21 protein-coding genes are annotated in these 24,322 nt (G+C 64.4%); 12 read left to right on the top strand and 9 right to left on the bottom strand.

The window, feature by feature from the left end; genetic code table 11:
• The first annotated feature begins 17 nt into the window (after positions 1-17).
• The 9 genes from AVTE2539_RS05095 (at position 18) to AVTE2539_RS05055 (ending at position 10,873) form a co-directional block, all read left to right on the top strand.
• Positions 18-3,968, top strand: coding sequence for a hypothetical protein (locus AVTE2539_RS05095; RefSeq protein ID WP_284408605.1), 3,951 nt, complete (start codon positions 18-20; stop codon positions 3,966-3,968).
• A 40-nt stretch (positions 3,969-4,008) separates the two neighbouring features.
• Complete coding sequence (locus AVTE2539_RS05090) at positions 4,009-4,644, top strand: hypothetical protein (protein ID WP_284408603.1); 636 nt, start codon at positions 4,009-4,011, stop codon at positions 4,642-4,644.
• Positions 4,645-4,785: 141 nt separating this feature from the next.
• Positions 4,786-5,373: a PFGI-1 class ICE element type IV pilus protein PilL2 gene (gene pilL2 / locus AVTE2539_RS05085; protein ID WP_502868887.1), complete on the top strand. Its 588-nt coding sequence runs from the start codon at positions 4,786-4,788 to the stop codon at positions 5,371-5,373.
• Positions 5,370-6,020, top strand: coding sequence for a hypothetical protein (locus tag AVTE2539_RS05080; protein ID WP_284408599.1), 651 nt, complete (start codon positions 5,370-5,372; stop codon positions 6,018-6,020). The genes pilL2 and AVTE2539_RS05080 overlap by 4 nt, the downstream gene beginning before the upstream one ends.
• A 7-nt stretch (positions 6,021-6,027) precedes the next feature.
• A complete protein-coding gene (locus tag AVTE2539_RS05075; RefSeq protein ID WP_284408597.1) occupies positions 6,028-6,786 on the top strand; it encodes a TIGR03759 family integrating conjugative element protein in 759 nt (252 codons plus the stop codon).
• The gene (locus tag AVTE2539_RS05070) at positions 6,783-7,373 is read left to right on the top strand and encodes a lysozyme family protein (RefSeq protein ID WP_284408595.1); all 591 of its coding nucleotides are present in this window, start codon (positions 6,783-6,785) and stop codon (positions 7,371-7,373) included. The genes AVTE2539_RS05075 and AVTE2539_RS05070 overlap by 4 nt, the downstream gene beginning before the upstream one ends.
• Positions 7,370-7,954 (top strand): integrating conjugative element protein, encoded by a 585-nt coding sequence (locus AVTE2539_RS05065; protein ID WP_284408593.1) that lies wholly within the window; start codon positions 7,370-7,372, stop codon positions 7,952-7,954. The genes AVTE2539_RS05070 and AVTE2539_RS05065 overlap by 4 nt, the downstream gene beginning before the upstream one ends.
• Position 7,955: 1 nt before the next feature.
• Positions 7,956-10,127, top strand: coding sequence for a type IV conjugative transfer system coupling protein TraD (gene traD / locus AVTE2539_RS05060; protein WP_284408591.1), 2,172 nt, complete (start codon positions 7,956-7,958; stop codon positions 10,125-10,127).
• Positions 10,124-10,873, top strand: coding sequence for a TIGR03747 family integrating conjugative element membrane protein (locus AVTE2539_RS05055; protein WP_284408588.1), 750 nt, complete (start codon positions 10,124-10,126; stop codon positions 10,871-10,873). Before traD ends, AVTE2539_RS05055 begins: the two co-directional genes overlap by 4 nt.
• A gap of 119 nt (positions 10,874-10,992) precedes the next feature.
• On the opposite strand, the gene AVTE2539_RS05050 is transcribed toward AVTE2539_RS05055, so the two are convergent.
• Both AVTE2539_RS05050 and AVTE2539_RS05045 read right to left on the bottom strand, forming a co-directional pair.
• Complete coding sequence (locus tag AVTE2539_RS05050; RefSeq protein ID WP_274342048.1) at positions 10,993-11,505, bottom strand: hypothetical protein; 513 nt, start codon at positions 11,503-11,505, stop codon at positions 10,993-10,995.
• A 315-nt stretch (positions 11,506-11,820) separates the two neighbouring features.
• A complete protein-coding gene (locus tag AVTE2539_RS05045; protein ID WP_274342047.1) occupies positions 11,821-12,243 on the bottom strand; it encodes a hypothetical protein in 423 nt (140 codons plus the stop codon).
• Between the two features lie 382 nt (positions 12,244-12,625).
• Here AVTE2539_RS05045 and AVTE2539_RS05040 point away from each other — a divergent pair, with 382 nt between their 5' ends.
• On the top strand, positions 12,626-13,321 hold the full coding sequence (locus tag AVTE2539_RS05040; protein ID WP_284408585.1) for a hypothetical protein: 696 nt from the start codon (positions 12,626-12,628) through the stop codon (positions 13,319-13,321).
• Positions 13,322-13,344: 23 nt separating this feature from the next.
• Here AVTE2539_RS05040 and AVTE2539_RS05035 read toward each other — a convergent pair whose 3' ends face one another.
• The 7 genes from AVTE2539_RS05035 to AVTE2539_RS05005 form a co-directional block, all read right to left on the bottom strand.
• Positions 13,345-13,914: a hypothetical protein gene (locus AVTE2539_RS05035; protein WP_284408583.1), complete on the bottom strand. Its 570-nt coding sequence runs from the start codon at positions 13,912-13,914 to the stop codon at positions 13,345-13,347.
• A 116-nt stretch (positions 13,915-14,030) separates the two neighbouring features.
• Positions 14,031-16,142 (bottom strand): hypothetical protein, encoded by a 2,112-nt coding sequence (locus tag AVTE2539_RS05030; RefSeq protein ID WP_284408581.1) that lies wholly within the window; start codon positions 16,140-16,142, stop codon positions 14,031-14,033.
• Between the two features lie 506 nt (positions 16,143-16,648).
• Entirely contained in the window at positions 16,649-17,344 is a 696-nt protein-coding gene (locus AVTE2539_RS05025) for a DUF6988 family protein (protein ID WP_274342043.1), read from the bottom strand.
• A 202-nt stretch (positions 17,345-17,546) separates the two neighbouring features.
• Positions 17,547-18,182, bottom strand: a complete 636-nt coding sequence (locus AVTE2539_RS05020) for a DUF4124 domain-containing protein (protein WP_284408578.1) — start codon at positions 18,180-18,182, stop codon at positions 17,547-17,549.
• Positions 18,183-18,369: 187 nt separating this feature from the next.
• On the bottom strand, positions 18,370-19,029 hold the full coding sequence (locus AVTE2539_RS05015) for a hypothetical protein (RefSeq protein WP_284408576.1): 660 nt from the start codon (positions 19,027-19,029) through the stop codon (positions 18,370-18,372).
• Between the two features lie 425 nt (positions 19,030-19,454).
• Entirely contained in the window at positions 19,455-19,658 is a 204-nt protein-coding gene (locus tag AVTE2539_RS05010) for a hypothetical protein (RefSeq protein WP_284408574.1), read from the bottom strand.
• 183 nt (positions 19,659-19,841) lie between these two features.
• Positions 19,842-23,465, bottom strand: a complete 3,624-nt coding sequence (locus AVTE2539_RS05005; RefSeq protein ID WP_284408572.1) for a DEAD/DEAH box helicase — start codon at positions 23,463-23,465, stop codon at positions 19,842-19,844.
• 218 nt (positions 23,466-23,683) lie between these two features.
• On the opposite strand from AVTE2539_RS05005, the gene AVTE2539_RS05000 reads away from it, so the two are divergent.
• Positions 23,684-24,076, top strand: a complete 393-nt coding sequence (locus AVTE2539_RS05000; protein WP_284408571.1) for an integrative conjugative element protein, RAQPRD family — start codon at positions 23,684-23,686, stop codon at positions 24,074-24,076.
• On the top strand, positions 24,073-24,312 hold the full coding sequence (locus AVTE2539_RS04995; protein ID WP_284408570.1) for a TIGR03758 family integrating conjugative element protein: 240 nt from the start codon (positions 24,073-24,075) through the stop codon (positions 24,310-24,312). Before AVTE2539_RS05000 ends, AVTE2539_RS04995 begins: the two co-directional genes overlap by 4 nt.
• The last annotated feature ends 10 nt before the right edge of the window (positions 24,313-24,322 follow it).

Here is a 24,322-nt window from a genome sequence, read left to right as displayed (position 1 = left end):
ACTCGGAATTTCGGACCGTGGCCAAGAATGACAAGCCGGTTTTTCAGGGACACCACCTTGTTGAGCAGCAAGCATTCCGAGACAGCGCTCTGCTCAAGAAGCTCTCCAATGTGGGGCTTTTCAGTCTGGATGGCGACGCCAATCTGCTGAACCTCCCGGCGGACAAGCAACTGGCGCTGCAGCTTGACGTCTCTCCTCACAATGGCGGCCCTCTCGGACAGTATTCCCAGGGCCTGAGACAAGAACTGAATTTCCTCCAAAAGAGCTCTGATGGCCAAGCGGCAATGGCTGGCGATCGTGGGGCGGCCACGAGAGTCGCCAAGGACGTGGACAGGCTTTGCGCCACTTTGAAAGTGGCCATGGTGAACAACGATCTGCTGACCAACACGCCCATCGGAATGACGGTAGAGCAGGCCAACCAGTTCAACCGAGATTTCTTCAAGAAGCTGCCCGCCTACCAGCAAACCCACAGCCTGCAGATCGATGAAGCCATCAAGCTGACGGGTCCGGAAGCACGTTGGCCTGCGGTACTCAAGTCCGAACCCAATCTCATCCACAGTCTTCACGCGATCGATCAACCGGGCTTCAAGACAGTCAAAGGCGATGCGGCAATCGGTCGACAGTTGTTGGGGGAATCGGTCGAGCAGGCGCAGGCAGGTGGACGCCTGACGCTTTCAGCGCAGGGCACCGATCAGGTCAGTCAAGCGTTTGCCAGCAACGCGGCCGTAGCGCAGCCCCCACGCACGGTGCCAATGGCATCCAGCTCCACCGCGTTGGATCCGCATTCCACAGTTGCCCCGCGCTCGCAACGCGGCTTCGCCACCGCCGAGCTGCTGGCCGGCGATCTATCTGCAGGCCAGGCACTGCGCACCGCCGGCCTGCTCGCCACCGCCGCCGACACGGTGATGACCGGCCAGCGCGCCACACGCTTGCTCGGCCAGGACAACCCGCTCGCCGCGCAATCGGAGCTTGCGCACTTTGCCGGCCGCAACGTCGGTGGCTGGGCCGGCGGTACCGCCGCTGCCTACGCGCTGGGTAGCTCGGGCGCCGGGCCGATGGTGCTGATCGCCGCCGATGCGTATTTCTTGAGTACCGCTGGCGAGAAGGCCGCCGCGTTGCTCGACAACCGCGCCATCTACACCCAGACCGATCGCGAGGGCACGCAGTGGTCGTTCAACGGCACCGCCTGGGCGCGCGAGGGCAAGGCCGACACCACCAATGACGGGATAGACAACCCCACCTCCACCCCCATCGTCGCCAGCTACGAGAAGTCACGCGAACTCAATTACCAGGCCACCAACGCCGCTGCAGCGCTCGCCCTCAAAGATGCGCCCGCTCCGCAGGATCCGTATCGCCAGCCGGCCAATGCCACTGACCGTCCCAGCCTGAGCAGCGCCGACTGGCGACGCGATGCAACGGACGGTCAGTGGCATCGGCTGGTCAAGGCCGAGATCGCTGGCGCCAATGATCGCGGCAGCTACGTGCAGGAGACCGCCTTGCCGCACCGCGCTGCCGAACTGGACGCGCAGGCGCAGGACACCATCGCCCGCAACATCGCCAACAGTCCCGGCGCCATTGCCGCGCGCTACGAACTGGCGCACCACCGCAACGGCTGGGCGGCCGATGGCCTGCCGATGTCGCCAGCAGTGCAGCAGGCGCTGCCCGATCCGGATGCCTTGACCGCCTCGAACGGCCAGCGCTACTACCGCGACATCGAGGGCCAGTGGACCAGCAACGGCGGCCCACCCGATGGCAACCGCGTGCTGGAACTGGAGACCACGCGCGCGATGCTGCAACCGGCACTGGCCGAGCAGGCGCAGGCCATTGCCGCCATCCGGCAGTCTCCGCAGAACGTACAAGGCGAGCAGACGCTCTACCGCTATCGCATCGTCGGCACCGAGTTGCAGCCGCAATGGCGCGAAGCGATCGACCTGGCGACGCAACGCACACGCGAGACCGAGGGCCTCACCGGCGATAGCGCGCTGCAGTTGCAGCGTGGCCCTGGTGGCACGTTTGGCGCCGATAGCCCCATCGCGCATCTGCAGCGCAGCGCCGATGGCGTGGAGCGCATCGTGGCAGTCACCAGCAGCGAAGACATCCGCCAGGCGTTGCAGCAGGTACAGGCGGGGCAGAACCCAGCCTTGCCGATACAGCAGCTGGCCTCTGCGCCTCGCTCATCGGACGGATCCGCAGATGCGGACACGTCGTCTTCCGCCCCCTCCAACCAGCATGCCCTCGACGTGCAGGCGCGGGGCCAGGCCGCCAGCGCCGCGCAGGAGCGTCAGGAACGGCAGCAGGAGGACCGGCAAGCGCAAGACCAACAGCTGGCGCAGGCACGCGCGCACGCACTGCAGGAGCAAGCCTCGTACGAAGACCGAGCGCAGGACGCTCAGGCGCTGCAGGCGCATGCATTGCAGGAACTTCGCCGGCAAGAATCGCAACAGCTAGAGCAGCAAGAACGCCAGGTACAGGACGCTCAGCAACGCGAACAAGCCCAGCAGCAGGCGCACGACACCCAACAGCGCGAACAAGCGCAGCAGCAGGCCCAGGAGACGCAGCAGCGCGAGCAGGAAACACGCCAGGCCCAAGACGCCCAGCAGAGCCAGCAGGAACGCCTGCAGGCGCAGACGGTGCAACATGCCGAGCAACAGCCGCTGCACGCCCAAGCGGCTCCACAACGCGAGCAGGAGCAGGCACAGGAAGCCGTCTCGCGCGAGCCGTCGTCGCTCCATGCGCAGGACGCATCGCCGCGCCAGCCCGAGCAGCGGCCTACCCCGGATGACGTCGCCCAACGGCCCCAGGCGCAGCTGGCAGAGCCTGCGCAAGCACAGGCATCCGACGTAGCGCAGCAGCGGACGCAAAGCCAACAAGCGCAAGAAGAGCGCACGCAGGATGTCCAGCAGCAGACAGCACAGAGCGCGGCGATCGCGCAGACAGCACCGGCAGATCAGCAGCAGGTTGCGGACCTTCGTAGCGGCCAACAGCCGATGACGGCGCAAGCCTCGGAGGCGCAGCAAGATGCACCGGCGCAGCAGCCCGAGCAGCCGGCGGACGCATACCTGGCCCAGGCAGCGACCCCACCTTCCGCGCCATCGCTCGCCACGCCGGTCGCCGCAGAACAGCGCGACGAGCAACAGACGCTCACTCCAACGGCTCAAGCACCGGAAGCATCAGATCCCCCTGCAGCGTTGCCAGTGTCCGCACACCTCGCACAAGCGACAGGGCCATCGCTGGACATGCCGACCGCTGGCGGCTTCGCCGACGCGCCCGAGGGCGCGGCCGATGCGCGCGAGCCGCTTTCCGCGTCCTTGGCAGATGAGCACGACCGTACTGCCGCTGTGCCCGTCGATCCGAACTCCTGGGAGGAAATAGAGCGCTCCATGCGTGAGCTGCGCATCCAACTCGAACAGGAGCTCGAAACAGAAAACCGCGTCGCAGAAGCGCGGCAGGCGCGCGTGGACCGTGGTGAGCGGCCGTTTACCGAGTTGGAATTGCGTGATGGGTACGATCCGGATGGCCCCTCTGGACTGAGACCACCACGCGCCCCGCCGGCAAACACCGCGCCACAGTCTCTTGCCGCTGACGAGCAGGAAGATCGGCCGCAGCCCCAACGTAAAAACATCACCGGCGATCCGGATGTGGACGAGTTGCTGTACGCCATCGACTGCAAGAACGAACTGGCGATCGAACAGGCCTTGAAACGTGTCGCCAACAGTCCCTACAGCCAGGCCCTTGCCAAACAAGGGCACGAATTTCTGGGTGCCCAGGCAATGCAGGAAGCCCAGGAGCAGGCGAGTACGCGCCAGGCACTGAACATGGACGTCTCGACAGAGGTGCAGACCAGCCGTGGCCCGGTGATGGTGATGACACTGCCGCAGTTCGCCAACGGACCGGCGATGCAAGGTCCGCAGGGTGACGGTGGTGGTGGCGGAGATGGTGGAGGTGGAGGTGGAGGCGGCGGTGGATAGCCGGAACACGTGCAGCAAGCTGAATCATCGAGAGAACACTATGGACATGCAGAACACCTCCGCACTACCCGATGCCAACGGGTCGGAACGCACGCTAAAAGAATCGATCCAGGCCATGGCGGCCCTGATCGGGCAACTGCAGCGGCGAGAGCATGCGCTGGAAGATCTGGTGCGGCAGCAGCTACAGCTGCTGCAGTCCGCCGTCCACAACGCTGATCAGCGGGTCACTCGGGTGGTTGAGACCGCGCTGCCCCGCCTGACGCAACTGAGTCAGCAGGCGTTGACGCAGACGCTGGAACCGGCGGCGGAGCGCTTCAACAAGAAGATGAGCAACGCGGAACAGACGCTTCAGCAGGCCACCCAGCGCTATGCGAAAGCGCAGCACGCCTTGGAAACCACAACCATGCGACGAATGTGGATCGCATCGATCGCACTGCTGCTGTCGGGTGTCCTGAGTGTGATCGTCGCAGGCTACGCTGCGTACAGCACGAAGGCGGTCATCGCGGAAGCGGCGCAGCGCCGGGCAGAAATCGACTATCTGGATCGTGTTGCGCGCGCCAATCTCGTGCCCTGCGGCGAAGATAGGTTATGCGCCGAGCTAGAGAAGAAAGGCGCGCGCTATGGCAATCAGAGCCAGTTTCGCGTGATCGCCTTGCGCCAATCCACCCCACGCTGAGCTGCTCGCGCAGCTTTTGAAACTCGCAGGCTTGGAGAAGGCAGCACAATCAAAGCGCAGGTGCGGACTTCGGATTGATGACTGACGCGAGCGCCGATCAGATGGATCGTCACGACAACCCAGTTGTTCGAGATGTTCCAAATGCAGGCGATCTCTCTGTCCGAATTCGACCGCAGTCATGCCATGGCCGTTGCTGGCGCACTCACCCTGGCCATGCTGGGCGGTTGCGCCACCGTCACCGCAACGGAGGATAAAGCGGCTACTCCAGTGGCCCTGATGCCTGCGACCGATACGACGCTCTCCCTCGCTACCCCAGTGGTTCGCCAGAGCCGCTATACGCTGGTGGAACTGGTGCCCGAGATCGCCCAACGCGACCTGCTCCTGCAGGTCGTCGACATCACGCTCCCGCCATCGCCCCAGACCACCGTGGGAGAAGGCTTGCAATATCTGTTGCGGCACTCGGGATACCGTTTGTGCACAGACGGCGCAGCGAGATCGGAGCTGTATGCCCAGCCGCTGCCCGCCGCGCACATGCACCTGGGACCACTTACGTTGCGCGACGCCCTGCTGACCATGGCTGGCAACGCTTGGGGACTCTACGTCGATGACGTATCCCGGCAGGTGTGTTTCCACCGAGCCGCCGAAGCGTCCGCCGAGGGCACCGCTGGCACCTGCACGTTGCCGCCGCTGGCGGACCTCGCCCCCGAACACCACAGGGAGCGCCCATGATTTCCCATCCGCCGAGCGGGCGCGCCCGCATGCGCTGGCCCTGGGTGGCGGTCGGTGCCGCCGTGCTCCTTTTGGGCGTCGCCACGGTGACCAACACCGTGCGGCTGTCTCGTCTGGCACAGGAGACGCACAACGCCCATCGGGATGCGGAGGTGCAGAGCCTGGCAAGCAGCGTGGCGCAACTGCGCGGGGCCCTCGATGAAGCCCGGCGCCAGCCCGCACCAGTCACCGAATCGGCATTCTCAGCGGAGAAGCAGGCCATCGGCGAACGCATCGCCCGCATCGAGCAGGCGCAGGGCAGCATGGCCCGCGCGGACGACGTGACCGCACAGACGGCGCGCATCGACGCACTGCAAAAGCAACTGGCCGAACGCCAGGCCGCCACCCGACCGACACGTGCATCCGCAAGCGGTGCAGCACGACATGCCACGCCGGCGCCGCCACCCTTCGCGGTGCTCGGCACGGAACTGCGGGCCGGGGTGCCCTTCCTCGCCATCGCCCCGCCGGGTGCTTCCTCGCCCGCGCAGATCCGGCTGCTGCGTGCTGGCGACCAGGAAGGAGACTGGCGGCTGGACGGGATCGAGCCGGGCGCCGCGCTGTTCACGGTGCGCGACCAGGCGCGCCGCGTGCCGGTGCACGCACGGTAGGCGCAAGATGGACGATCCTCGCCCTGCCCTCGTGATCGCGGGCCTGGCCTTGGCCCTGGCGGCGAACGCCCAGGCGCTGGCCCAGGCACCGGGCAGCGCCGAGTCCCGCATCCGCCAGAGCGAGTCCCGCCCGCTGGACCAGGCGCGCGACGACGAACGCCAGGCGCGCGAGTGGAACCTGCGCGCCGAAGAGTGGTCGCGCTACCGGGCGCTGATGCAGGGGCCGCTGGGCACCTACTCGCCGGGCCTCGATCCGCTCACCGCGCTGGGCATCGAGGCCCGTTCCGACCAGGAACGCCGCCGCTATGCCGAGCTGCAGGTGCAGGCAGAGGCACGGCGGGTCGAGAAGACCCTGAGCTACCAGCGCGCCTACGACGCGGCCTGGGAACGCCTGCATCCCGGGCAGGAGCGCGTGAGCCTGCAAGGCGTACAGGGTATGCAGGCGGACACCAGCAAGGCCGGCATGCCCGGCGCCGCGGAGCCCGGACGCATCGCGGTCTTCGTCAAGGACGGTTGCGCGCCCTGCAACCAGCGGGCGTTGCAACTGCAGGCGGCCGGTACGGCCTTCGATGTCTATGTGGTCGGCAGCCGCGGTGACGACGACCGCATCCGCCGCTGGGCCACCCAGGCAGGCATTGATCCGGCACGGGTGCGCGCACGCACCATCACGCTCAACCACGACGGCGGCCGCTGGCTGTCGCTCGGCCTGCCGGGCGATCTGCCGGCCGTGGTGCGCGAGGTCGGCGGCCAATGGCAGCGGCAATGACGGGCCGATGCCCCACTTGGTGGCTGTCTCTGGCATTCGCGCTGGGTGCGTGCGGCACCACCCAAGCGCGGTCGCAGGAACTGCCGCCGCCGGCCTATCAGCTCGCCGCGGCCCAGGCAGGCGTGCCCTCGCCCGTGCTGTATGCGGTGGCCTTGCAAGAAAGCGGAACGCGGCTGCGAGGCCGGCAGGTGCCATGGCCGTGGACGCTCAACGTGGCCGGAGCCTCGCAGCGCTATGCCACGCGCGCCCACGCGTGCCTTGGGCTGCGCCAGGCGTTGCGTCGGACGCCGGCACAGCGGATCGACGTCGGGCTGGGCCAGGTCAATGTCGGCTACCACGGCCAGCGGGTCGCGCAACCGTGTGCCCTGCTCGATCCCTACCGCAATCTCGCGATCGCGGCCGAGATCCTGCGCGAGCAGCACACGCCCGGTGAAGACTGGCTGCTGGCGATCGGCCGCTACCACCGACCGGCCGGCGGTCCGCCCGCCATGCGATACCGCGGCAGCGTGCACCGCCATCTGGTCCGGGTGCTGGGCAGCCCCCAAGCACTCGCCGCATTGAACGGCCATCGAGGTTCCTCGCCATGAACATCCACCGATTCCACGCTGCCGGCGGCCTGCTCGCGCTGGCCACACTCAGCACGCTGCCCCCCGCGATCCGGGCCGCGTCGGCGCCGGCCAGTCTGCCCACGCCGCGCCCTGCGCTGATCGTGGTGGAGGACCGCGGCGGGGCTCCCGCGCAGCCCTACTACGATGACCTGGGCCTGCCGGTACGCTCTTCGGCACCAGCGGATGCGCCACATCGTCTGCCATTGCCCGGCGCAACCACCGGTCCTCGCGGGGAAGCCGCCATGCTGCCGGTGCGCTCGGGTTGGCTTACGCCAGGAGTGGTCGAGCGCCGCCCGCTTCAAGCATCGGGACTGACGCCGTTCTTCGTTATCGGCGACGATGCGCGCTCGCGCGAATGGCTGCAGCAGCGGCTCGTTCGCCTGCGAGAACTGCACGCCAGCGGGTTGGTCGTGAATGTGGCATCGCCGCAGGCGCTGGACGCGCTGCGACGGCTGGCACCGGGCATGACGCTCTCGCCTGCGTCCGGGGACGACCTGGCCCAGCGACTGGGGCTGCGCCACTACCCCGTGCTCGTCACGGCCACCGGCATCGAGCAGTGACATGGCCCAGGCGCACGCGGTGGAGGTGCTGCTGCGCCCCGCGGTGGAGCTATACACCGTGGCGGTCTGCGCCGGCGCCGCGCTGGTGTGCCTGGTGGCCCCGTGGTCGCTGGCGCTGAACCCCCTCCTCGGTCTTGCCAGCGCCTTCGCCTTCCTGGTGTTCGGTGCCCTGCGGCTTCGGCAGGCATGGGCCATCCTGCGCTATCGCCGCAACATCCGACGCCTGCCCCGGTATGTGATGGCCAGCAAACAGGTGCCTGTCAGCCAGAAGCGTCTGTTCCTCGGTCGAGGCTTCCGCTGGGACCAGCGCCACACCCACCGCCTGATGCAGACCTACCGCCCGGAGTTCCGGCGCTACGTGGAACCCACGCGGATTTACCAGCTCGCGCGGCGCTGCGAGGCGCGGCTGGAGTTCGCACCGCCGCCATGGCCACACCTGGCACGCTTCACCGGCTGGGACCATCCGCTCAATCCGGCCCGGCCGCTGCCGCCGGTGGGCGGCATGCCCCGCCTGCACGGCATCGAGCCGCAGGAGGTCGACGTGACCTTACCGCTGGGCGAGCGGGTCGGCCACACGCTGGTGCTCGGCACCACGCGCGTCGGCAAGACGCGGCTGGCCGAGCTGTTCATCACCCAGGACATCCGCAGGCGCAGCAGCACGGGCGAGCACGAGGTGGTGATCGTGTTCGACCCCAAGGGCGATGCCGATCTGCTCAAGCGCATGTACGTGGAGGCGCGCCGTGCCGGGCGCGAGGGCGAGTTCTACGTGTTCCACTTGGGATGGCCGGACATCTCGGCACGCTACAACGCCATCGGGCGGTTTGGGCGCATTTCCGAGGTGGCGACCCGCATCGCGGGACAGCTCTCGGGCGAAGGCAACAGTGCCGCTTTCAGAGAATTTGCATGGCGGTTCGTGAACATCATTGCCCGCGCGCTCGTCGAACTGGGGCAGCGCCCGGACTACCTGCTGATCCAGCGGCATGTGGTGAACATCGATGCGCTGTTCATCGAGTATGCCCAGCACTACTTCGCCCGGAACGAGCCGAAGGCCTGGGAAATCATCGTCCAGCTCGAAGCGAAGTTGAACGAGAAGAACATCCCGCGCAACATGATCGGTCGGGAAAAACGTGTCGTGGCGCTGGAGCAGTACCTGTCCCAGGTGCGGACCTACGACCCGGTACTCGACGGCCTGCGCAGCGCCGTGCGCTACGACCGCACGTACTTCGACAAGATCGTGGCAAGCCTGCTGCCGCTGCTGGAAAAACTCACCACCGGCAAGATCGCGCAGTTGCTGGCGCCGAACTATGCGGACCTGTCCGACCCCCGGCCGATCTTCGACTGGCTTCAGATCATCCGCAAACGTGCGCTGGTCTACGTGGGCCTGGACGCGCTGTCCGATGCCGAAGTCGCCGCCGCTGTGGGCAATTCGATGTTCTCCGACCTCGTTTCGGTCGCGGGGCATCTGTACAAGTTCGGCGTGGACGATGGACTGCCGGGCGCATCCGCGAACACCAAGATCCCGATCAACGTGCACGCGGACGAATTCAACGAGTTGATGGGCGACGAGTTCATCCCGATGGTCAACAAGGGTGGTGGTGCGGGCATCCAGGTCACCGCCTACACGCAAACGCTCTCCGACATCGAGGCACGCATCGGCAACCGCGCCAAGGCCGGCCAGGTGGTGGGCAATTTCAACAACCTCATCATGCTGCGCGTGCGCGAGACCGCCACGGCGGAACTGCTGACCCGGCAGTTGCCCAAAGTGGAGGTGTTCGCCACGTCGGTCTCGAGCGGTGCCACCGACAGCTCCGACCCCACGGGCAGCACCGCATTCACGAGCAATACCCAGGACCGCATCGCCAGCACGAGTGTGCCGCTGATCGAGCCTGCGCACGTGGTGGCGCTGCCGAAGGGCCAGGCGTTCGCGCTGATGGAGGGCGGCAACCTCTGGAAAGTCCGCATGCCCCTTCCCGCGCCAGATCCCGACGAGGCAATGCCGCGAGACCTGCAGGAACTGGCGGGCCACATGCGGCAACACTACGTAGAGGCGGGCGCGTGGTGGGATGGACAAGGCGCGCCGGCATCGCAGGATGCCGCACTGCCTGACGACCTTCTCGCGGGGTTTGCACCGGAGACTGCCGGCGGTGACAACGCCGGAACAAACGCGCCATGAGCGACGTCGCCGCCACCGCGCAGCGCCAGCAGGTGCGGCAACAGGGACTGATCCTCGGTCTCATCACCCTGCCGTTTCGCTGCTTCGGCGTGCTGTGCGGTTCGCTGTTCCTGTGCATCGTGGTCGAATGCATCGGCATGGCGGTCTTCTGGCCGGACCAGGGCTGGCACCACGCCCAGGCCATGCTCGGCCACGAGCTGGACCAGTTGTCGGACTACTTCGTGCGCAGCGCGCTGGTGCAGGAGCCGGGGCGCACGGCGCACCAGTGGGTCCAGCACGCCTACGAATGGGCGTTCGTGCGCAGCGGGCTACTGGAGTGGATGCAAGACGCCTCGCGCCAGGCGCGTGCAGGTGCATCCGGCCGCACATGGAGCCTACCGCAGGTCGTGGCCACGGTATCCACGCATGCCGAGGGCTACCTCATTGCGGCGGCCTACACCGTGTTGGTGTTCCTGGTTCGGCTGCTGGTGCTGTGCCTGACCCTGCCGCTTTTTGCACTGGCCGCCTTTGTGGGGCTCGTGGATGGTTTGGTTCGCCGGGATATCCGGCGCTTCGGCGCGGGGCGCGAATCGGGGTTTCTCTACCACCGGGCGCGGGCCAGCCTGGTGCCGCTGGCAGTGCTGCCCTGGGTGACCTACCTGGCCTTGCCGATGAGCGTGCATCCGGCGGCGATCCTACTCCCTGCGGCAGTGCTGTTGGGCGTGGCAGTGGATGTCGCAGCCGGGTCGTTCAAGAAGTATCTCTGACCGCTAAGGCTGTGCAAGCGACCTGAGATGGAGCAGGTAACCATGCTATGACAGCAGGGATTGATTGATCACGCCCTGGGCGCCGTATCGCCGCGGCACGCTCGCGCCGGCGTGCGCCCTCACGGAAAGCGCGCCGGCAAGACGAGGGAGTAAACAGCTAGGCCAACGATGCCGCCAGCCAACAGCACGAAGACCCAGCCGGAGTGGCACCAGCCGCGAGCAACAAGCGACAATCTGGCATCGCGTCCTCCGAAAACCACGGCGGGAAAAGCCAGCACGCTACACACCAGCCAGAGCACGCACAGTCCGCCTACGCGCTCCCAGCCCTGCTGTAACCTGGCGCCGGACACGATAGTGACGAAGCACAGCACGAACCCCCAGGCGGCCACGGCGAGGACGCGCTGCAGCGATGAGGGCTTCGCGCCCGATCCGCGCGACAACAACTCGTGTGCCAGGAATGCCACGCCCGCGAGCAATGGCGGTACGAACAGCAGCGAGAACTGCCAGGAGAAGTCGCCGAGCACGCCCGTGGCGACATAGGCGAAAGGCGTCGTGAGCAGCCCCAGGACCAGCGCCGCCAAGCCGTCGGCGCCGAAGCGCCGGAGCCCATGACCGAAGTTCGAGCGCATCATGGCCCGCTGGCCATATACGGGTCGTTGGAGTCCCTGCCTGAAGCATCCCGCCATGCTGAGCCGTTTTCGACTGGATCAGGGCGGCCCCGGAAAAGCGCGGCGCGCACCCGTCCAGCGATGGCGGACCGAAAGACCACCCGGCCACGCGCGCGCGCCGCTGCACGCGCCATGCGTACGGGGTGCATGGCACCGTTACTCTCCAGGGCACACGCAGAGCCAACGCCACTCCTCGGACTTGCGGCGTGGCAGTTCCCACGCGCGGTGGTGCGTAGACTGGAGAGAAAAGCGCCAGACATCGACAAGGGGAATGTCGCCTCAGCCAATACGGATCTGCGCGCCATTGGCTTCGGCCAGCATCCGGGCAAAATGTTCGGCGACTTTCCCGGCATTGCCAAGCTCCCGGGGAAACAGAAACTCGAGCGTTCGGCAGTCGAATCCCAAGATCGCCATGCCACGATCGGTCAAGGAAACGCGTATCCGGTCCGCCAGCAGGAGCACGTCCTCGGCCAGTCCCGTACCGCCTTGCGACTGGTCCTTGCGTTCGAGATGGATTCCTTCTGCGACCTCGTCCTCGTCATCATGGAAGCCGCAGACGATATGCAGGGCATCGGCATCGTGGTATCCCGGCGAATGGAAGCCGATGCTGACCCAGAGGTCCCAATCCGTGGTTCCCGCATCCAGGTAGTGGCACTGGTAGCTGATCGGATCGTCTGGTGCGTGGGCGGGTATGTGTTTCAAGGATGAGACCGTGTTGGATGAAAAAACGAATCCGGCAGAAAGTGGGTCCGCCACGCCGCCGCAGCCAAACAGGCGACGCCGCCGCCCTCCTCCTTCGCGGCATAGCGGTGCCCGCTCGCAGCGAATGTCTTTTAAAAGACGAGCAGCAAGCGGTTTTCCCCACCGCCCACGAAATCCAGCAGGGAGCCAGATGGTGTTGGGCTATGGCATCGTGTAGGCACCCGCACCCAACTCGCGCCATTGGACATGACAGCGCCCACCATTCAGGGAAATTTTTCCAGAAGATGCCACAGGCACCACGTCACCGTCGCCGCGCAACTGCATGCCCTCGGCGCGACCGACGGTGTCTACACGTCCATTTCCGATCCACCCCATTGATCCAATGATGGGCACTGCGCGCAGCACCACCCGCTGTCCCTGCAGCGGCACGGCAGGCCACAGGACCGATAGCCGTTTTCTCAACCGCTCCACGGCCTCGGTCCTTCTGGCGCTGGCGGGGCTGTTTCTCGGCGGCACCAGCGGTCAGGCTGACACCGCGCAGACCGTGCCTTCGGCATCGCCTGTGTCCTCGCGCGTGGGCCTTCTCGACGCCCGCCGGCCCGACGCGCCACGCCTGGTCCTGGGCCAGCCGCAGCCCGAAGGCGAGGCACTTCACTACCTTCGGCTGTCTCCGCCCATGGGCCAAAAGCCAGAGTGCTGCGTTCAGGCCGGCGCGGCGGTGCAGGACGGTTCCATCCTGCAATACCGCGGTGAAGACACGGTCCCTGCGGACGAGCGCGACGCGAAATTCCAGAAGGCGCCCGAAGAAGGCTTCGTAGGCCTGCTGCTGGCGAAGAACGCCTTGGTGTCGCGCACCAATGCCCACCGCGTCGTGCTGCAATGGCCGGACCGCAAGGCCCGCGTGCGCGTGGACCATTGCCTGTCCAGCGAAGGCATGCACGTGAGGGTCGCAGAGAGCGGCGCCAAGGGGCAATGGGTACTGAAGGCGCATTACTACCTTCCTCTGGGAGCGGACGTGGCGATGGCATCCAGGCTGGTCAGCTTGGTCAGGCCGCCCAAGCTGCCCAAGGCGCTCTAGGGACAGGTGCTAGCCTTTGGCCTCTACGGGCACGGGTCCGGTGGGGGCGTCTCTGGCTTGACCGATGCCACTCCGGAGACTGTGCGGTACAGACGATTCCTGGCGTCCCATCGCAGGGTGGGCAGGTGGTAGTCGCCGCCCACGGCGGGCGAGCGCACTTGGAACTGGATCTCGTGCGGCACGCCGTCGTGCCAACGGCTGGGGACCACCTCCAGTTCCTCGGGCGGGTCCGCGGGAAAGAGGTGGGACAGCTTGCCGACGCAGCGGCCGGTGTCGTCCACCAGCAGGGGCAGCGGAAAGCGTCCCCACGGCGCATCGGGCGGCAGGCCGCGGTAGTGGGCGTCGGTGAACACGGCCAGCAGGCGCACCTTGGCGGCCTTGGCCGGCGCATTCCCGGCGGCGCCACCCTGCACCAGCGGGCAGGCGCGCACCGCGCCGCGGTAGGGCTCCCAGACCGTCGGCAGGGACGGGTCCGCGTCCAGAGGCTGGCACTGGGCGGGGTCAAGTGCCAGGGGCGTTTTCGCATCAGCGTAGACTGCGGTGGACAGCGTGGCGGTCGCTAACCAGCCAGCCCACTGAAGAACCGCGTTCATTGGTGCATCCAAAGAATGAAAATGGAATTGTGGGTAGTTCCGAGAAATGCCGTTGAGCGCCGCGATACTTTCCCAAACACAGTGGATGGGTTGCAAATCACCATCTTGTTCCCACGTCAGTATGCAAATGCCTCGACCTTGAAGGACACGGGGCCGCCCGCAATGGCGCCCTGCACCACCAAGTAGTAGTCACCCGGTTCCACGTTCTCGCTCATGGTATCGCTGCAGATCTCGACCGCCTTGGAGACGGCGATTCCTTTGGCATTGAAGACCTGCAAGCCTGGCGTGGTGCCATCGAAATCCGACTCGCCCAGGCATGACAGGTCGTGCGTATAGACGTGCAGGTAGACCGTTTTGTTGCCGCGATTGGCATCGATGCGGTAAGTGCGGCTCTCGCCCGCACCGATCGTGATGGGATGGAGTCGGCCATTGGGCAGTGTTTCGACAACATGGCCCACATCAAGCCGGAAGGCCGCTTTTAGCGCAGGATTCGTGGGTTTGGCCGGGGGCTGGGGGGGCGCAGGCGGCGGTGTTTCGGAAAGATGGGATTGCAGGAACTCATGGTTACCGGTCACGGTCAGATCGAAGGCGCAGACCTCAAGGCGATCCAGCGGGACACCTGCCTGTGCGCAAGCCTTGCGGCCGGCCTCCAGTTCGGCAGCAGTCGGCTGTGCGGGTGCAGATGGGAAGTCGCGCAGATCGAAAGTGGCGAAGGACTGGCTGGGTCCATACGCGAACAGGCTGTCCTTCTCCGCAATGCGCCAGCTCGATACGAAGGCGTCGGCTTGATCGCGATCGGGCAGCAAGCCTTTGCCACCTGTTCGGCCAATAAGCTGTCCATCCCTCGTACTGGAAGCCCGCCCGACGAGACCGCTCTCGCCGTCCTGGCGCGTTCCCTGGGTCCAGCCGGTCTCCAGATCCAGCCAACTGCTGCGCAGGTGCACGCGCAGCACGCGTCCGTGGGTCCACAGGATCGCAACGGTCGAGGGTCGCTCGCCATTGCCCCAAAGCCCCAAGGCCGCATCACGGCCGATGGGGTACTGAACGAACTTGCGCTGCCAGGCGACCGGCTTACCGTCGATCAGAACGCGCCCATCGACATCAATGTGGACACGATGGGCACCCACCTGGGCCGCGACAGCTGAAATGGCGGACACGCTCCGGCTCTCGCGCCATGGACTCTGGCGCACCTGAATGCGGGTGCCATCGGAGGCATCTAGCAGCCAGAACTCGCCGGCCCGCTGGGTGGTCAGCGTCTGCCCACCGGGCAGGCGGTAGTGCGGCTCACCAGTGCCCTTTGCGCCGCCAGCGGGTGCTTGGCCGCCACCGGGAGCTGGAACCGGTGCAGGCGGCGGCGGGGCCTGCATGCGACAGGTTCCGATGGACGGGTTGGTGGCCGGTGGACTGGCACCCGCCTCCGCGCTGCACACCTTGGACACGGCGGCGAGCGATGCCACCAACTTGTCCTGCTTGTCGCTGAGCGCCTTGCGTTCGGCCGCATCGCCCACACCCGCCTGGGCGCACCAGGCATTGATTTCGGCCGAAGCGCCCGCCAGCGCGTGCGTGTCTTTCTGTCGCAGCGTTGCGAGTCCCTGGAGTACGCGATCAATGGCGTCGAGGGTGTCTTTTTTGTAGTCGGGTTTAGTGGCTTGATCTGACCAGTAGGCACCTTTCAGTGCATTGAAGAATGCCTCCCTGGTAGGGTTGCCCTTGGCGAGGCTTTGCAGATCCTTCGTGTAGTTGGGACGCTGTGTGAGGTAGGCGTCTGCGGCAGACTCCAGCGTCGGATAGCTGGGAAAACACACCTTGACCCACTGCATGGGATTGCCATTCTCCGACCAGCATTGCCCGACCGGCGCTGCCTCTTTGTTGGCAGCAAAAGGCTTTTCCAGATTGTGTTTCAGGCAACCGACTGCCGTCGTCGAGGAACACTCCTTGGTCTCCGGCGTCTGCACGTTCCACAGGTTGTTGTTGGGTTTGGGAATGAAATTGCCGTCCTGGTCACGCATGTGGCCCAGGCTCTCCCCACGCGCCTGTCCCGCGATGTAGGCCCAAAGGATCGGCCCCAATCCGCCCGCGTTGTGCTCGATCAGTGGACGGGTGACGTTGCGCGCATAGTCCTCGGCATATTTCGCGTCGCTTCCGGAAACCGGGTTGCCGCATTGGACTTGTGCGTACGCAGTCGTAACCGTCAGGTAAAGGAGCCCGGCGAGAAGAAATCGCGTCATCGTGCGTCTCCCGCTCTTTCCCGGCCGTCCCGGCCCACGTGGCGCGCGGCACCGTCGGGTGTGTACCACCAACGCTCCCGCGTGCCATCCGGCCACACCTGCTCCAGGACGATGTCGCCACGCTCATAGAGGACCTTGGTCATGGAGGTGGCACCCGGATCAGGTGTCACAGCCAAAGTCATGGCATCGCCGGTCGGCCATGCAGGAGGCAGGTTGGTCGGCGCCGCGGGCGACGGGAGCGCGGATGAATCGGCCTTGGGCGGAGGCGCCGAGGGGCTGGCCGTCTCTGCATCGCGATGGCACGCGACCAAAGTGCAGGAGAAACAGGCCATTGCAATGCCAAGGTGCCAACGCATCGACGCACTCCTGCATGAGTGGGCTGCCACCTAAAAACTGCAGTGGCGAGCCGGCAAGGGGTACCCAACCTTGGATCGACCGGACAGCAACCCGCCACCTGCCAACCCCTCCTTTCCCGAAATGTAATCGAAGACCGCCTGTAGGCGCCATCAGGCTCCGAGGCCCGGCTCCTGCAACTCCGGCAGACAGTCGGCGAAGTCGGGCTGGATCCGGGACATCGCACTGGCGATCAGTGAATCGCCGGTCAGGACCGCCAGCAGCATTCCGGTCATGGTGACCAGACCGTTCGAATTGCGCAGGATCTGCAAAGCCAATGGCAATGGAAACCCTTCCTCGACGCGGCGCAGCGGATGCAGCCCGCCGTGAACGAACGAGTTCATGGCCGACCAGGTCATGTCTTTGAAGTGCGCGAGCATTTGATAGGCACCCACAGAAATTCCTTCACCTGGGCTCCCCATGCTCTTACGCATGTCCTCCATCATTTCGCTGACGCTGGGCAGGTTCTTCGCGGCCTTCTCGCTCTCGACGGTGAGCGGTGCCAGCAGCTTTTCGATCGCTGAATCGGGTGCGGCATAGAGGAGCCACGCCGCCCGCGTCAGCGCTTCGAACTGAAGCCGCATGAGGGCTACCGCCGAAGTGGCGAGCGCTAGTTCCATGAGGGCGCGAAGTCCCTCTGCATGTTCCAAAGCCACGAAGCACATGCCCGTTGCAACCTGCGAGCGTGGAGCACCATGGAAGCCGTGCTCACCCAGGAGCTTGAAGATGTGCTCGTGCAACTGTTCCGAGCGCGCCAGCATCTGATCGAGGTCAAGCTGCGCACCGTACGGCAAAGAGAAGCTGGTCATTGGCCAATGGTAGGGGACGGCATCGCTTCGCCGGTGAAGCCCGTCACCACGGCTTGAGAGGCCAGATCGCAACCTGAAACCAGTCTGGATGGACTGGCCGAATGCAACCGGCCGAACGGCAGGCATCAGGACGAGCACCGCCACAGGGTGATGGATACCGCATGCGCTGCACCAGGTAGCCGCCGCTCCAGCAGAGCTCAGGTCATTGGCAGTTCCATCCGGTCCCGGCGCGGCTGCAGGTTCGCCCGGTGGGACCGGTAAGGACGTCCGGACCGGATTTGCGATAGATCGCGCCTGCCGTGTCGTAGCAAAAGCCTGCGTCGCAACTGGCGATCGTCGGGACCGGGGTGGTGATGATCTTCGGGGGTTCCTGCATCAGCGGGGTGTTGCTACCGCAACTGGCATTGACTTGCGCAATGGCCGCATTGGTCCGCATTCGTTTCTCGTCCTGTGAGAGCGTCCGGATGCTCGATACGAACTCCAGCTCCTTCTGTGCGCTGCGGCAGGCGGGGGTGTCGGCCGAGGACACCGAGGTCCCGTTTTGCGCGACCGACGATGCCTCTGCACGCTGGCGCCGCTGAAACTCCTGTTCATCGCGCTCTGCCATTCGATCCTGGTGTTTTCGCTCAATGGCCCCTGCCGCCTGCGCGCGCTCCCGCGTGATTTCGTCGGCACTTTTAGGACGTTCCAGCAGCTCGCCCGTTTGGTTTGCGGCGCATGGGACATCCGCGTAGACAGTCTTGCCTGCTGCGTCGGTGCAGCGGTGGACCTGGGCGTTGGCCGCGAAGACAGCGAGCGCGCACACGGCTGCGCCGAGGAGTGGCTTGAAGATTTTCATGTAGCGATCCACAAGGGTTAACAGGGTGCGTAATTTCCCATCAACGCTTGAGCGGACGACCCAGTTGTCCAAGGCTCCTGCCACATTGCAACAAACTGCTACAGCCTTCACGCGGTGCCACTGCAATGCAGAGGCGCCAACTACCGGATGGAAGTGGAAGGCTCTGGACCTTCCACTTCCACGGCCATCACGGCATGTACTTGATCGTCAGTAACGCATTGGGCGCGATGCATCCGGTTCTTTGCGCCAGGATCACCCAACCAGACGGTACCGGCGCCACGTTGCAAACCTCCATGGTTCCCAGTTCAGGGCGGGCCTCGCGAATTTCCCAATAGGCGTATCCCGGTAGCCCACACCCTTTCGCGACGGAGGTGACGACCCATCCCGGCGGAACGCTGGAGGCGGGAACGTTGCACATGGAGAAACTGATGCTGTTCGGCGCTGCATACCGGATCTGGTAGTTGGGAACACCAGCGATGCAGCCGCCCTGGATGTAGGTCACCGCCCATCCCCGTGGCACCGCCGTCAGGCCGCACATGTTCATCGTGCCGCGAGCCGGGTCCACCCTGCGTATTTCATACAGGCCATTGCCGGATCCACAGCCGGCGCGAATCGACGTTACCACCCAGCCTTCCGGAATGGGAACGTTGGCACAGATTTCCATCAGGTCAACGGAGTTGGGCGACTGCAGATTTGCCGTACCCGCCTGTCCCCCTTGCACACCCGCAATCGCGATGACTGGACACAGCGCAACGGCGGCTGACACCACCAGATTGATCAGATTTCTCACAGCAATTCCCTTGTTGTTTTGAGTTGGATGGGTGGGCGCAGTGGAAGAGGCGCTCAAAAGCCCTTCCAGACATGCATAGGCCAATGAATGAGCGCACTAGAGAAGACGAATGGAGAGGAAGTCATCCCCACCCCGGTCCGCACGCACGACCGAAAGCCTGAGAACCATCACAGTTGCCGCGCTTGCCAAGCAGGCCCACGCTGGGCGTTGCTCACCATCTGCATCCATGAAAAGTAGGAAACGCAGAGGGAGGTGAAGAACAAAAGAGAACGGCCGACAGCCCCGCCGACCGTGACGGTCAGGGAGTCATGGCATGACGTAGTTCTGCATTCGCAGGCCTATGGCGCTGGAGATCTCCGCCCAGGCTGTGGCGTCAGAAGGAAAGGAGGTGCGGCACTGATGTGTCTGCGGTGCAGGAACGCGCACCGGCCTGGTTCCTGACGCCGTGGCCGGACCACGGGCAACTCGTTCTGACCTACCGGTCAGGCAAGGAAGAACGGCCCTGCCCCTTCGCATTGCCCAGCGATACCCGCGCCCAGGCGAGCAAGGCGACGCTGCAGCGCGCCCATCGGGAACTGGCACACGCGCTGGGCGCGGCAGACCAAGCGCTGGTCCTGAATCGCTTCCACTTTTGAGGATACGGCTTCAACTCTTGAGAAGATTGAAGCCATGAAGACGTCGAACAAGCTCTCGCCCAAGGCCCATGGGCGTGGCTTGAAGCGGGTGCAAGAGCACCGTGGAGAACACCTGTCGCTATGGACGGCACTCGAGTCCACCGCACCTGAGGCTGGCTGCGTGCCGCAGACGCGGCATGCCTGGGTCGACCGCGTAGCAGCCCGCTCTAAGGCGATTCCTGCGGGACCCTCCTTTCACATCAGCCTTTCCATGGTCTTGTAATAGTCGTTGAAGTCTGAGGCGCTACACCAGAACTCCTTGTTGCCGATCACGTAGAGACGCTTCTTTGCGCGAGTGACGGCGACGTTGACGAGATTCGGCTTTCGGCCCGCGTAGCTGGAGATGACGCCGCGGCGGGCCGGGTCGCCACCCAGCAAAAAAATCACGAAGTCGGCCTCCTTGCCTTGGAAGGTGTGGACCGTGCCACACATTTCTTGCGCTGTTTCCCTGCCAAAACGAACCCTCAACAGGTCTCGCATGCGCTCACCGACGAGCCTGAAGGGGGTGATGACATAAATCCGGAGCTTCCCTTTTTCATCCCGAACTTTGCCGTCTGTAAGCTTTTCTATGCCTTCCAGCGCTCGCTTGGCTTGGGACTCGATCCAGTGTCCTTGCGCGTCATCGTTGGATGCATCAAGCCAAGCACTGGGAGTTGCGGCGAAGCTTGCATCTTCACGAGTCCCGTAAACCATCCTGTTTTCGTACGCGATGGCATTGGCAATCTGAAACATGGGATTGATGCAACGACGATGCACCACCAAGGGAGATCCGAGCCAGATGTCGGTTCCATCCTCCTTGGAGCCCATCAAGGTGCCATAACGATTTGACCGATCAGCAAGGGTTTGAACGGAAGCATCCGGTGGCACGTACTTCGGCAACGTGTCGCAATAGGCCTGGAGTGGAGCCACCAGCTCTTGAGGAATGTTGACGACGGGTTCGAGTTGGATTGGATCGCCAACAATCACCACCCGTTTGGAACGCCAGATCGCACCAATGGCCTGCTGGGGAGTCGCCTGGCCCGCTTCATCGATGAGAACCCATGCAAGGTCATTGCCTTTGACGCCTTTGAAGAGGCGTGGGAACGATGCGAACGCAGTCGAGCCCAGCGGAACGGTAACGAAAAAAGCATCCCACAAGGGCATGACACCACCCTGTACCCGCCAGCCATGGAGCTTCCCTTGCAGGAGGTCAATGAACACCGACAAGGTTGGCTTGAGCTTGCTCCATGCGTGCACGACAAATGCCTTGTGCAGTTCCATGGCTGCCACAAAGAGCTCACGGCGCGCGTTGAAGAGGGCGCCATCGTCCTGGTATGGCGAGACTTGGTGGAATTCGTCGCGGGACAGCGCAAACAGATGCCAGGCCTTTCGGCTGGAGTCCCGCAAGGAAGCTGCCTCCAATTTCTTGACCATCGTCGCAATCTTGCCGCTCAACTGCGCCTGGGTGCTCCTGAGTTCGTCCAGCGTCGATGTGCGCTGTTGGAACAGGCCGGTAACTCGCTGCAACTCGTGCCTGCAGGCGCTCGCATTGCCCTGACATTTCGCATGTTCGGCCGCAACAACCGAGAGGCTGGTGATGCGGGGAAACCCAGCGTTCTCCATGCGATGGCATGCGGCGTTGACCGCACTTTTGCATTTCTGCTCCTGCTCGTGCAGGGAACGGAGTTTCGTATCCCAGTGCTCGATCGAGTGCATCAGCTTCTGTGCGTCTTGAAACTTTTTTTGCGCTCGCTCGATGAGGTCATTCAATTGCCGATGCCTCGCCTCCCACTCGGCCACCTTGTCCCGCGAGAACCATCGCGTCAGAAGCCCTGGCCTGCACCGGTCATGATTGACAAGATTGCGCTGGCTGGCCTTCTCTTCACTTTCAGCTTCGGCCATCTCCATCATCAGCGCATTCACATCCCCCACGGGCCGGCTTGTCACGTGCGCGGAGGCAAGAGCAACGGCTTCCTCGTGCTTGGCCTTGGATGCGGCCAAGGCCTGGGCATGCTCCAAGCGCGAGGTCGATACCACCAAAGCAGCCACCGCTGCATCGCTGGCCTGCTTCGCCTTGCTTGCTGCGGATTCAAGCTGCACCAGCTCACCCTGGAGTTCAGTCTCCTGGGCCTGCAGCTGGACCAGCGTGTCCTGGCTTCGAGGCAAACGCTCTAAGGTGTCCGCCAGATCAGCGGCCTCTTTGACCTCCGCTGCCGCTCTCTGGCGGGCCGATTGATAGCGCGCCTTTGCATCTTGCCAGGACGGAGCGCTGGCTTTTTGATTGTCGACCCACTCAGGCAAGGACACCTGCGCAAGAGGATTGGGCGTGCCATCGGGCAGCTTTTTACATTCCTTGTTCGGAAACCAGAACGTGCTTGCGAAAGCGTTGCGATTGGTAGAGTTGCCCAAGGCGGCAGATATCAATCCCCACGTCTGTGGAGACGCCGGCCGACTCTCCTTCCTCTTCAAACCCATCGAATCAGAGACTTCAGAAAAATAATCCAGTTTGACCGCTTCATCAATGGCGCTCAGCCCTGGCAGTTCCAGGCTGATGTTCTCTACTGCGCCATTGTTGGCACTGGCGACCACCATGCCGTAGCCGCATAGCGAGGCATCAAGCTTCCAGACTTTGTATTTGTGGTCCTCGACTTTCAGTTCCTCGCTGAAGGCATCGTTGGGGTGATTGAAGGCCATCAGCGCATCTGCGCGCTGCTGAACCACGGTCGCCACAATGTCCTTGAGCATGGTGGTCTTTCCGGTCCCTGGTGGTCCATTGACCGAGAACAGGCCCGCGCTGGCGAGATCACGATGGATCGTGTTCACCGCGAACTGTTGAGCGGTCACCAGCGGGTGGCTACCGGGCCATGCGGCCAGCGGCAGCTTGCTGGGATGCAAGCCGTCCACCAAGGGCGCTTTGTCGCCCTTCGCGTCCAGATCCACGCGCTCAGGCGACTCGATGCTGGCCAGGAATTGGTTGAGCGCGGCTCCAGTGTCCCCTGCCAAGAATGCCCTCTGAACCGTTTCCACCTCCTCTGCGTAGAAGCTGTTGAGCGGGTCATCCATTTCCTTCTTGCTCTTTTTGCCCACGCTCTGCGTCTTGATGACCCACGGCGCCTCACTGGACGGAGCCCACCCCAGGTTCTTGAAAAGCAGCGCCGTCATTGCCCGAACATCGTCGGCAGTGATGGTTCGATACGTCTTGCGAATTTCCTCGGCCTTGGCCTCATCCTGCTCACTCGTCAGAAGGGAGGAGACCGTGGACAGTTCCCTGCTGTTGTCGGCCTGGGGTGGAAGCAGAGTTCTTTTCACCAGCAGCGCCTTCAGGGCTTCAACCGTGGCAGCTTCGGCGCCATCGGTGCCAAAGAAACCCCTGAAATCGAACCGTGTCCCCTTGCGGCTAGCAGCCGCAAGGTTGCCAAGAGCCCACGGCGTCGAGCTGACGAAGGGGAGACCAGCCACGTAGCCCTCATCATCGATGGCCAAGACGAGCGATGCGGCATTTGCTGGGCTCGGTTTTTCGTCGTCATGAATCGCCGGTGTGTCCAGAATCACTCGCGCTGCGTTCGTGTACACCTCCCCGGGTAGCACGCCCGCATAGAGGAGGAAGCGCTTCGTGGAGTCTTCCCTCACCATAAACAACTTATCGAGATCGTCCCGCTTCTCTGGATCGACCCACGGCATGTCGTGGTCGGAGGGGCTGTCTACAGGAATTTCCCAGTTGCAAAGGTTTTTTTCGCGCTTTACCTCAGGAGGCTTTTGCGGGTTGAGGTACTCGAAGGCTTGCCAGAGTTGGAGAGCGGAGGAAATGTTGCGCTGTGTCTCTGAATTGACTTTTTTCATGGGTCGCGATCATAGGTCCGTCGAGCAGGCGGTAGACAGACCGTACCGCCTTCTGCAGAACACTGGCCAGGAGCATCTCGCCAGACTGGCTTGAGCAGCACGCCCTGATAGCCACTGCGCCGCTGAAAAAACCGGTCCTTGGGCTTTCCCCATTGTTGCAAGCACGCGGCCGGTGCAGCCTGCAGCATCAAGTCTCCCATCGCCCAAGGAGACCCGACATGACCTCGCGTGCCACGGCCAGCCACGACGCTCCCGTCCACCTCCCCCTGTGCGGCGTGCTGGCCGTGGCACTCCTTTGTGGCGGCGTCGCATCGGCGCACGCCGATCCCGCCATCGAGCGCGAGCAACTGGCGAGCGCCATGCGGCTGCTCGACCAGGTGGACCGCATCGCCCTGGCATCGGACGCCACGGCGGCTGTGCAGCCGGACCGATACCACTTCGACTACGCCCGCCTGCGCGACGACGTGCGCCGCATGCGGGCGGGCTTTGCCAGTTACCTGGCGCCCCAGCGCGCTCAGCAGCGCGACCCGTCGTCTCTGGCGGGCAACTACACCCGCGAGGCCACCCGCGAGGCCACCAACCTTTCACCGCAGCAGGAGCGATCGCGATGACCGCGAGCGCCGACCAGATCGCCGCGTTCCAGGCCAACGGCGGCTTCACGCCTTCGGCCGTCTCGGCCTTGGTGCTGAGCTTCTTGTTCGCCGTCCTGCTGCTGTGGGGGGGGTGGGCCATGCGCACGGCCTATGTCGGCTGGGCCGAGCACCGGATTTCGCAAAGGCAGTTCCTGGGCGTGATCGCCCGGTTCCTCGCGATGTACGTGGTGCTGAGCTTCTTCCTGCTTTCCTGATGACGCCGAA

Origin of the sequence: Acidovorax sp. SUPP2539, assembly GCF_030158975.1 — a bacterium.
GTDB lineage: Bacteria > Pseudomonadota > Gammaproteobacteria > Burkholderiales > Burkholderiaceae_C > Paracidovorax.
The sequence above is the reverse complement of the archived record's forward strand: the minus strand, read 5'-3'. Positions and strand labels throughout refer to the sequence as shown.

What these genes read in the sequence shown, in the direction of transcription:
- AVTE2539_RS05090 (WP_284408603.1), top strand. Translation starts at nt 4,009, where the DNA reads ATGGACATGCAGAACACCTCCGCACTACCCGATGCCAACGGGTCGGAA.
- pilL2 (WP_502868887.1), top strand. Translation starts at nt 4,786, where the DNA reads ATGCAGGCGATCTCTCTGTCCGAATTCGACCGCAGTCATGCCATGGCC.
- AVTE2539_RS05080 (WP_284408599.1), top strand. Translation starts at nt 5,370, where the DNA reads ATGATTTCCCATCCGCCGAGCGGGCGCGCCCGCATGCGCTGGCCCTGG.
- AVTE2539_RS05075 (WP_284408597.1), top strand. Translation starts at nt 6,028, where the DNA reads ATGGACGATCCTCGCCCTGCCCTCGTGATCGCGGGCCTGGCCTTGGCC.
- AVTE2539_RS05070 (WP_284408595.1), top strand. Translation starts at nt 6,783, where the DNA reads ATGACGGGCCGATGCCCCACTTGGTGGCTGTCTCTGGCATTCGCGCTG.
- AVTE2539_RS05065 (WP_284408593.1), top strand. Translation starts at nt 7,370, where the DNA reads ATGAACATCCACCGATTCCACGCTGCCGGCGGCCTGCTCGCGCTGGCC.
- traD (WP_284408591.1), top strand. Translation starts at nt 7,956, where the DNA reads ATGGCCCAGGCGCACGCGGTGGAGGTGCTGCTGCGCCCCGCGGTGGAG.
- AVTE2539_RS05055 (WP_284408588.1), top strand. Translation starts at nt 10,124, where the DNA reads ATGAGCGACGTCGCCGCCACCGCGCAGCGCCAGCAGGTGCGGCAACAG.
- AVTE2539_RS05050 (WP_274342048.1), bottom strand. Translation starts at nt 11,505, where the DNA reads ATGATGCGCTCGAACTTCGGTCATGGGCTCCGGCGCTTCGGCGCCGAC.
- AVTE2539_RS05040 (WP_284408585.1), top strand. Translation starts at nt 12,626, where the DNA reads ATGATGGGCACTGCGCGCAGCACCACCCGCTGTCCCTGCAGCGGCACG.
- AVTE2539_RS05035 (WP_284408583.1), bottom strand. Translation starts at nt 13,914, where the DNA reads ATGAACGCGGTTCTTCAGTGGGCTGGCTGGTTAGCGACCGCCACGCTG.
- AVTE2539_RS05030 (WP_284408581.1), bottom strand. Translation starts at nt 16,142, where the DNA reads ATGACGCGATTTCTTCTCGCCGGGCTCCTTTACCTGACGGTTACGACT.
- AVTE2539_RS05025 (WP_274342043.1), bottom strand. Translation starts at nt 17,344, where the DNA reads ATGACCAGCTTCTCTTTGCCGTACGGTGCGCAGCTTGACCTCGATCAG.
- AVTE2539_RS05020 (WP_284408578.1), bottom strand. Translation starts at nt 18,182, where the DNA reads ATGAAAATCTTCAAGCCACTCCTCGGCGCAGCCGTGTGCGCGCTCGCT.
- AVTE2539_RS05005 (WP_284408572.1), bottom strand. Translation starts at nt 23,465, where the DNA reads ATGAAAAAAGTCAATTCAGAGACACAGCGCAACATTTCCTCCGCTCTC.
- AVTE2539_RS05000 (WP_284408571.1), top strand. Translation starts at nt 23,684, where the DNA reads ATGACCTCGCGTGCCACGGCCAGCCACGACGCTCCCGTCCACCTCCCC.
- AVTE2539_RS04995 (WP_284408570.1), top strand. Translation starts at nt 24,073, where the DNA reads ATGACCGCGAGCGCCGACCAGATCGCCGCGTTCCAGGCCAACGGCGGC.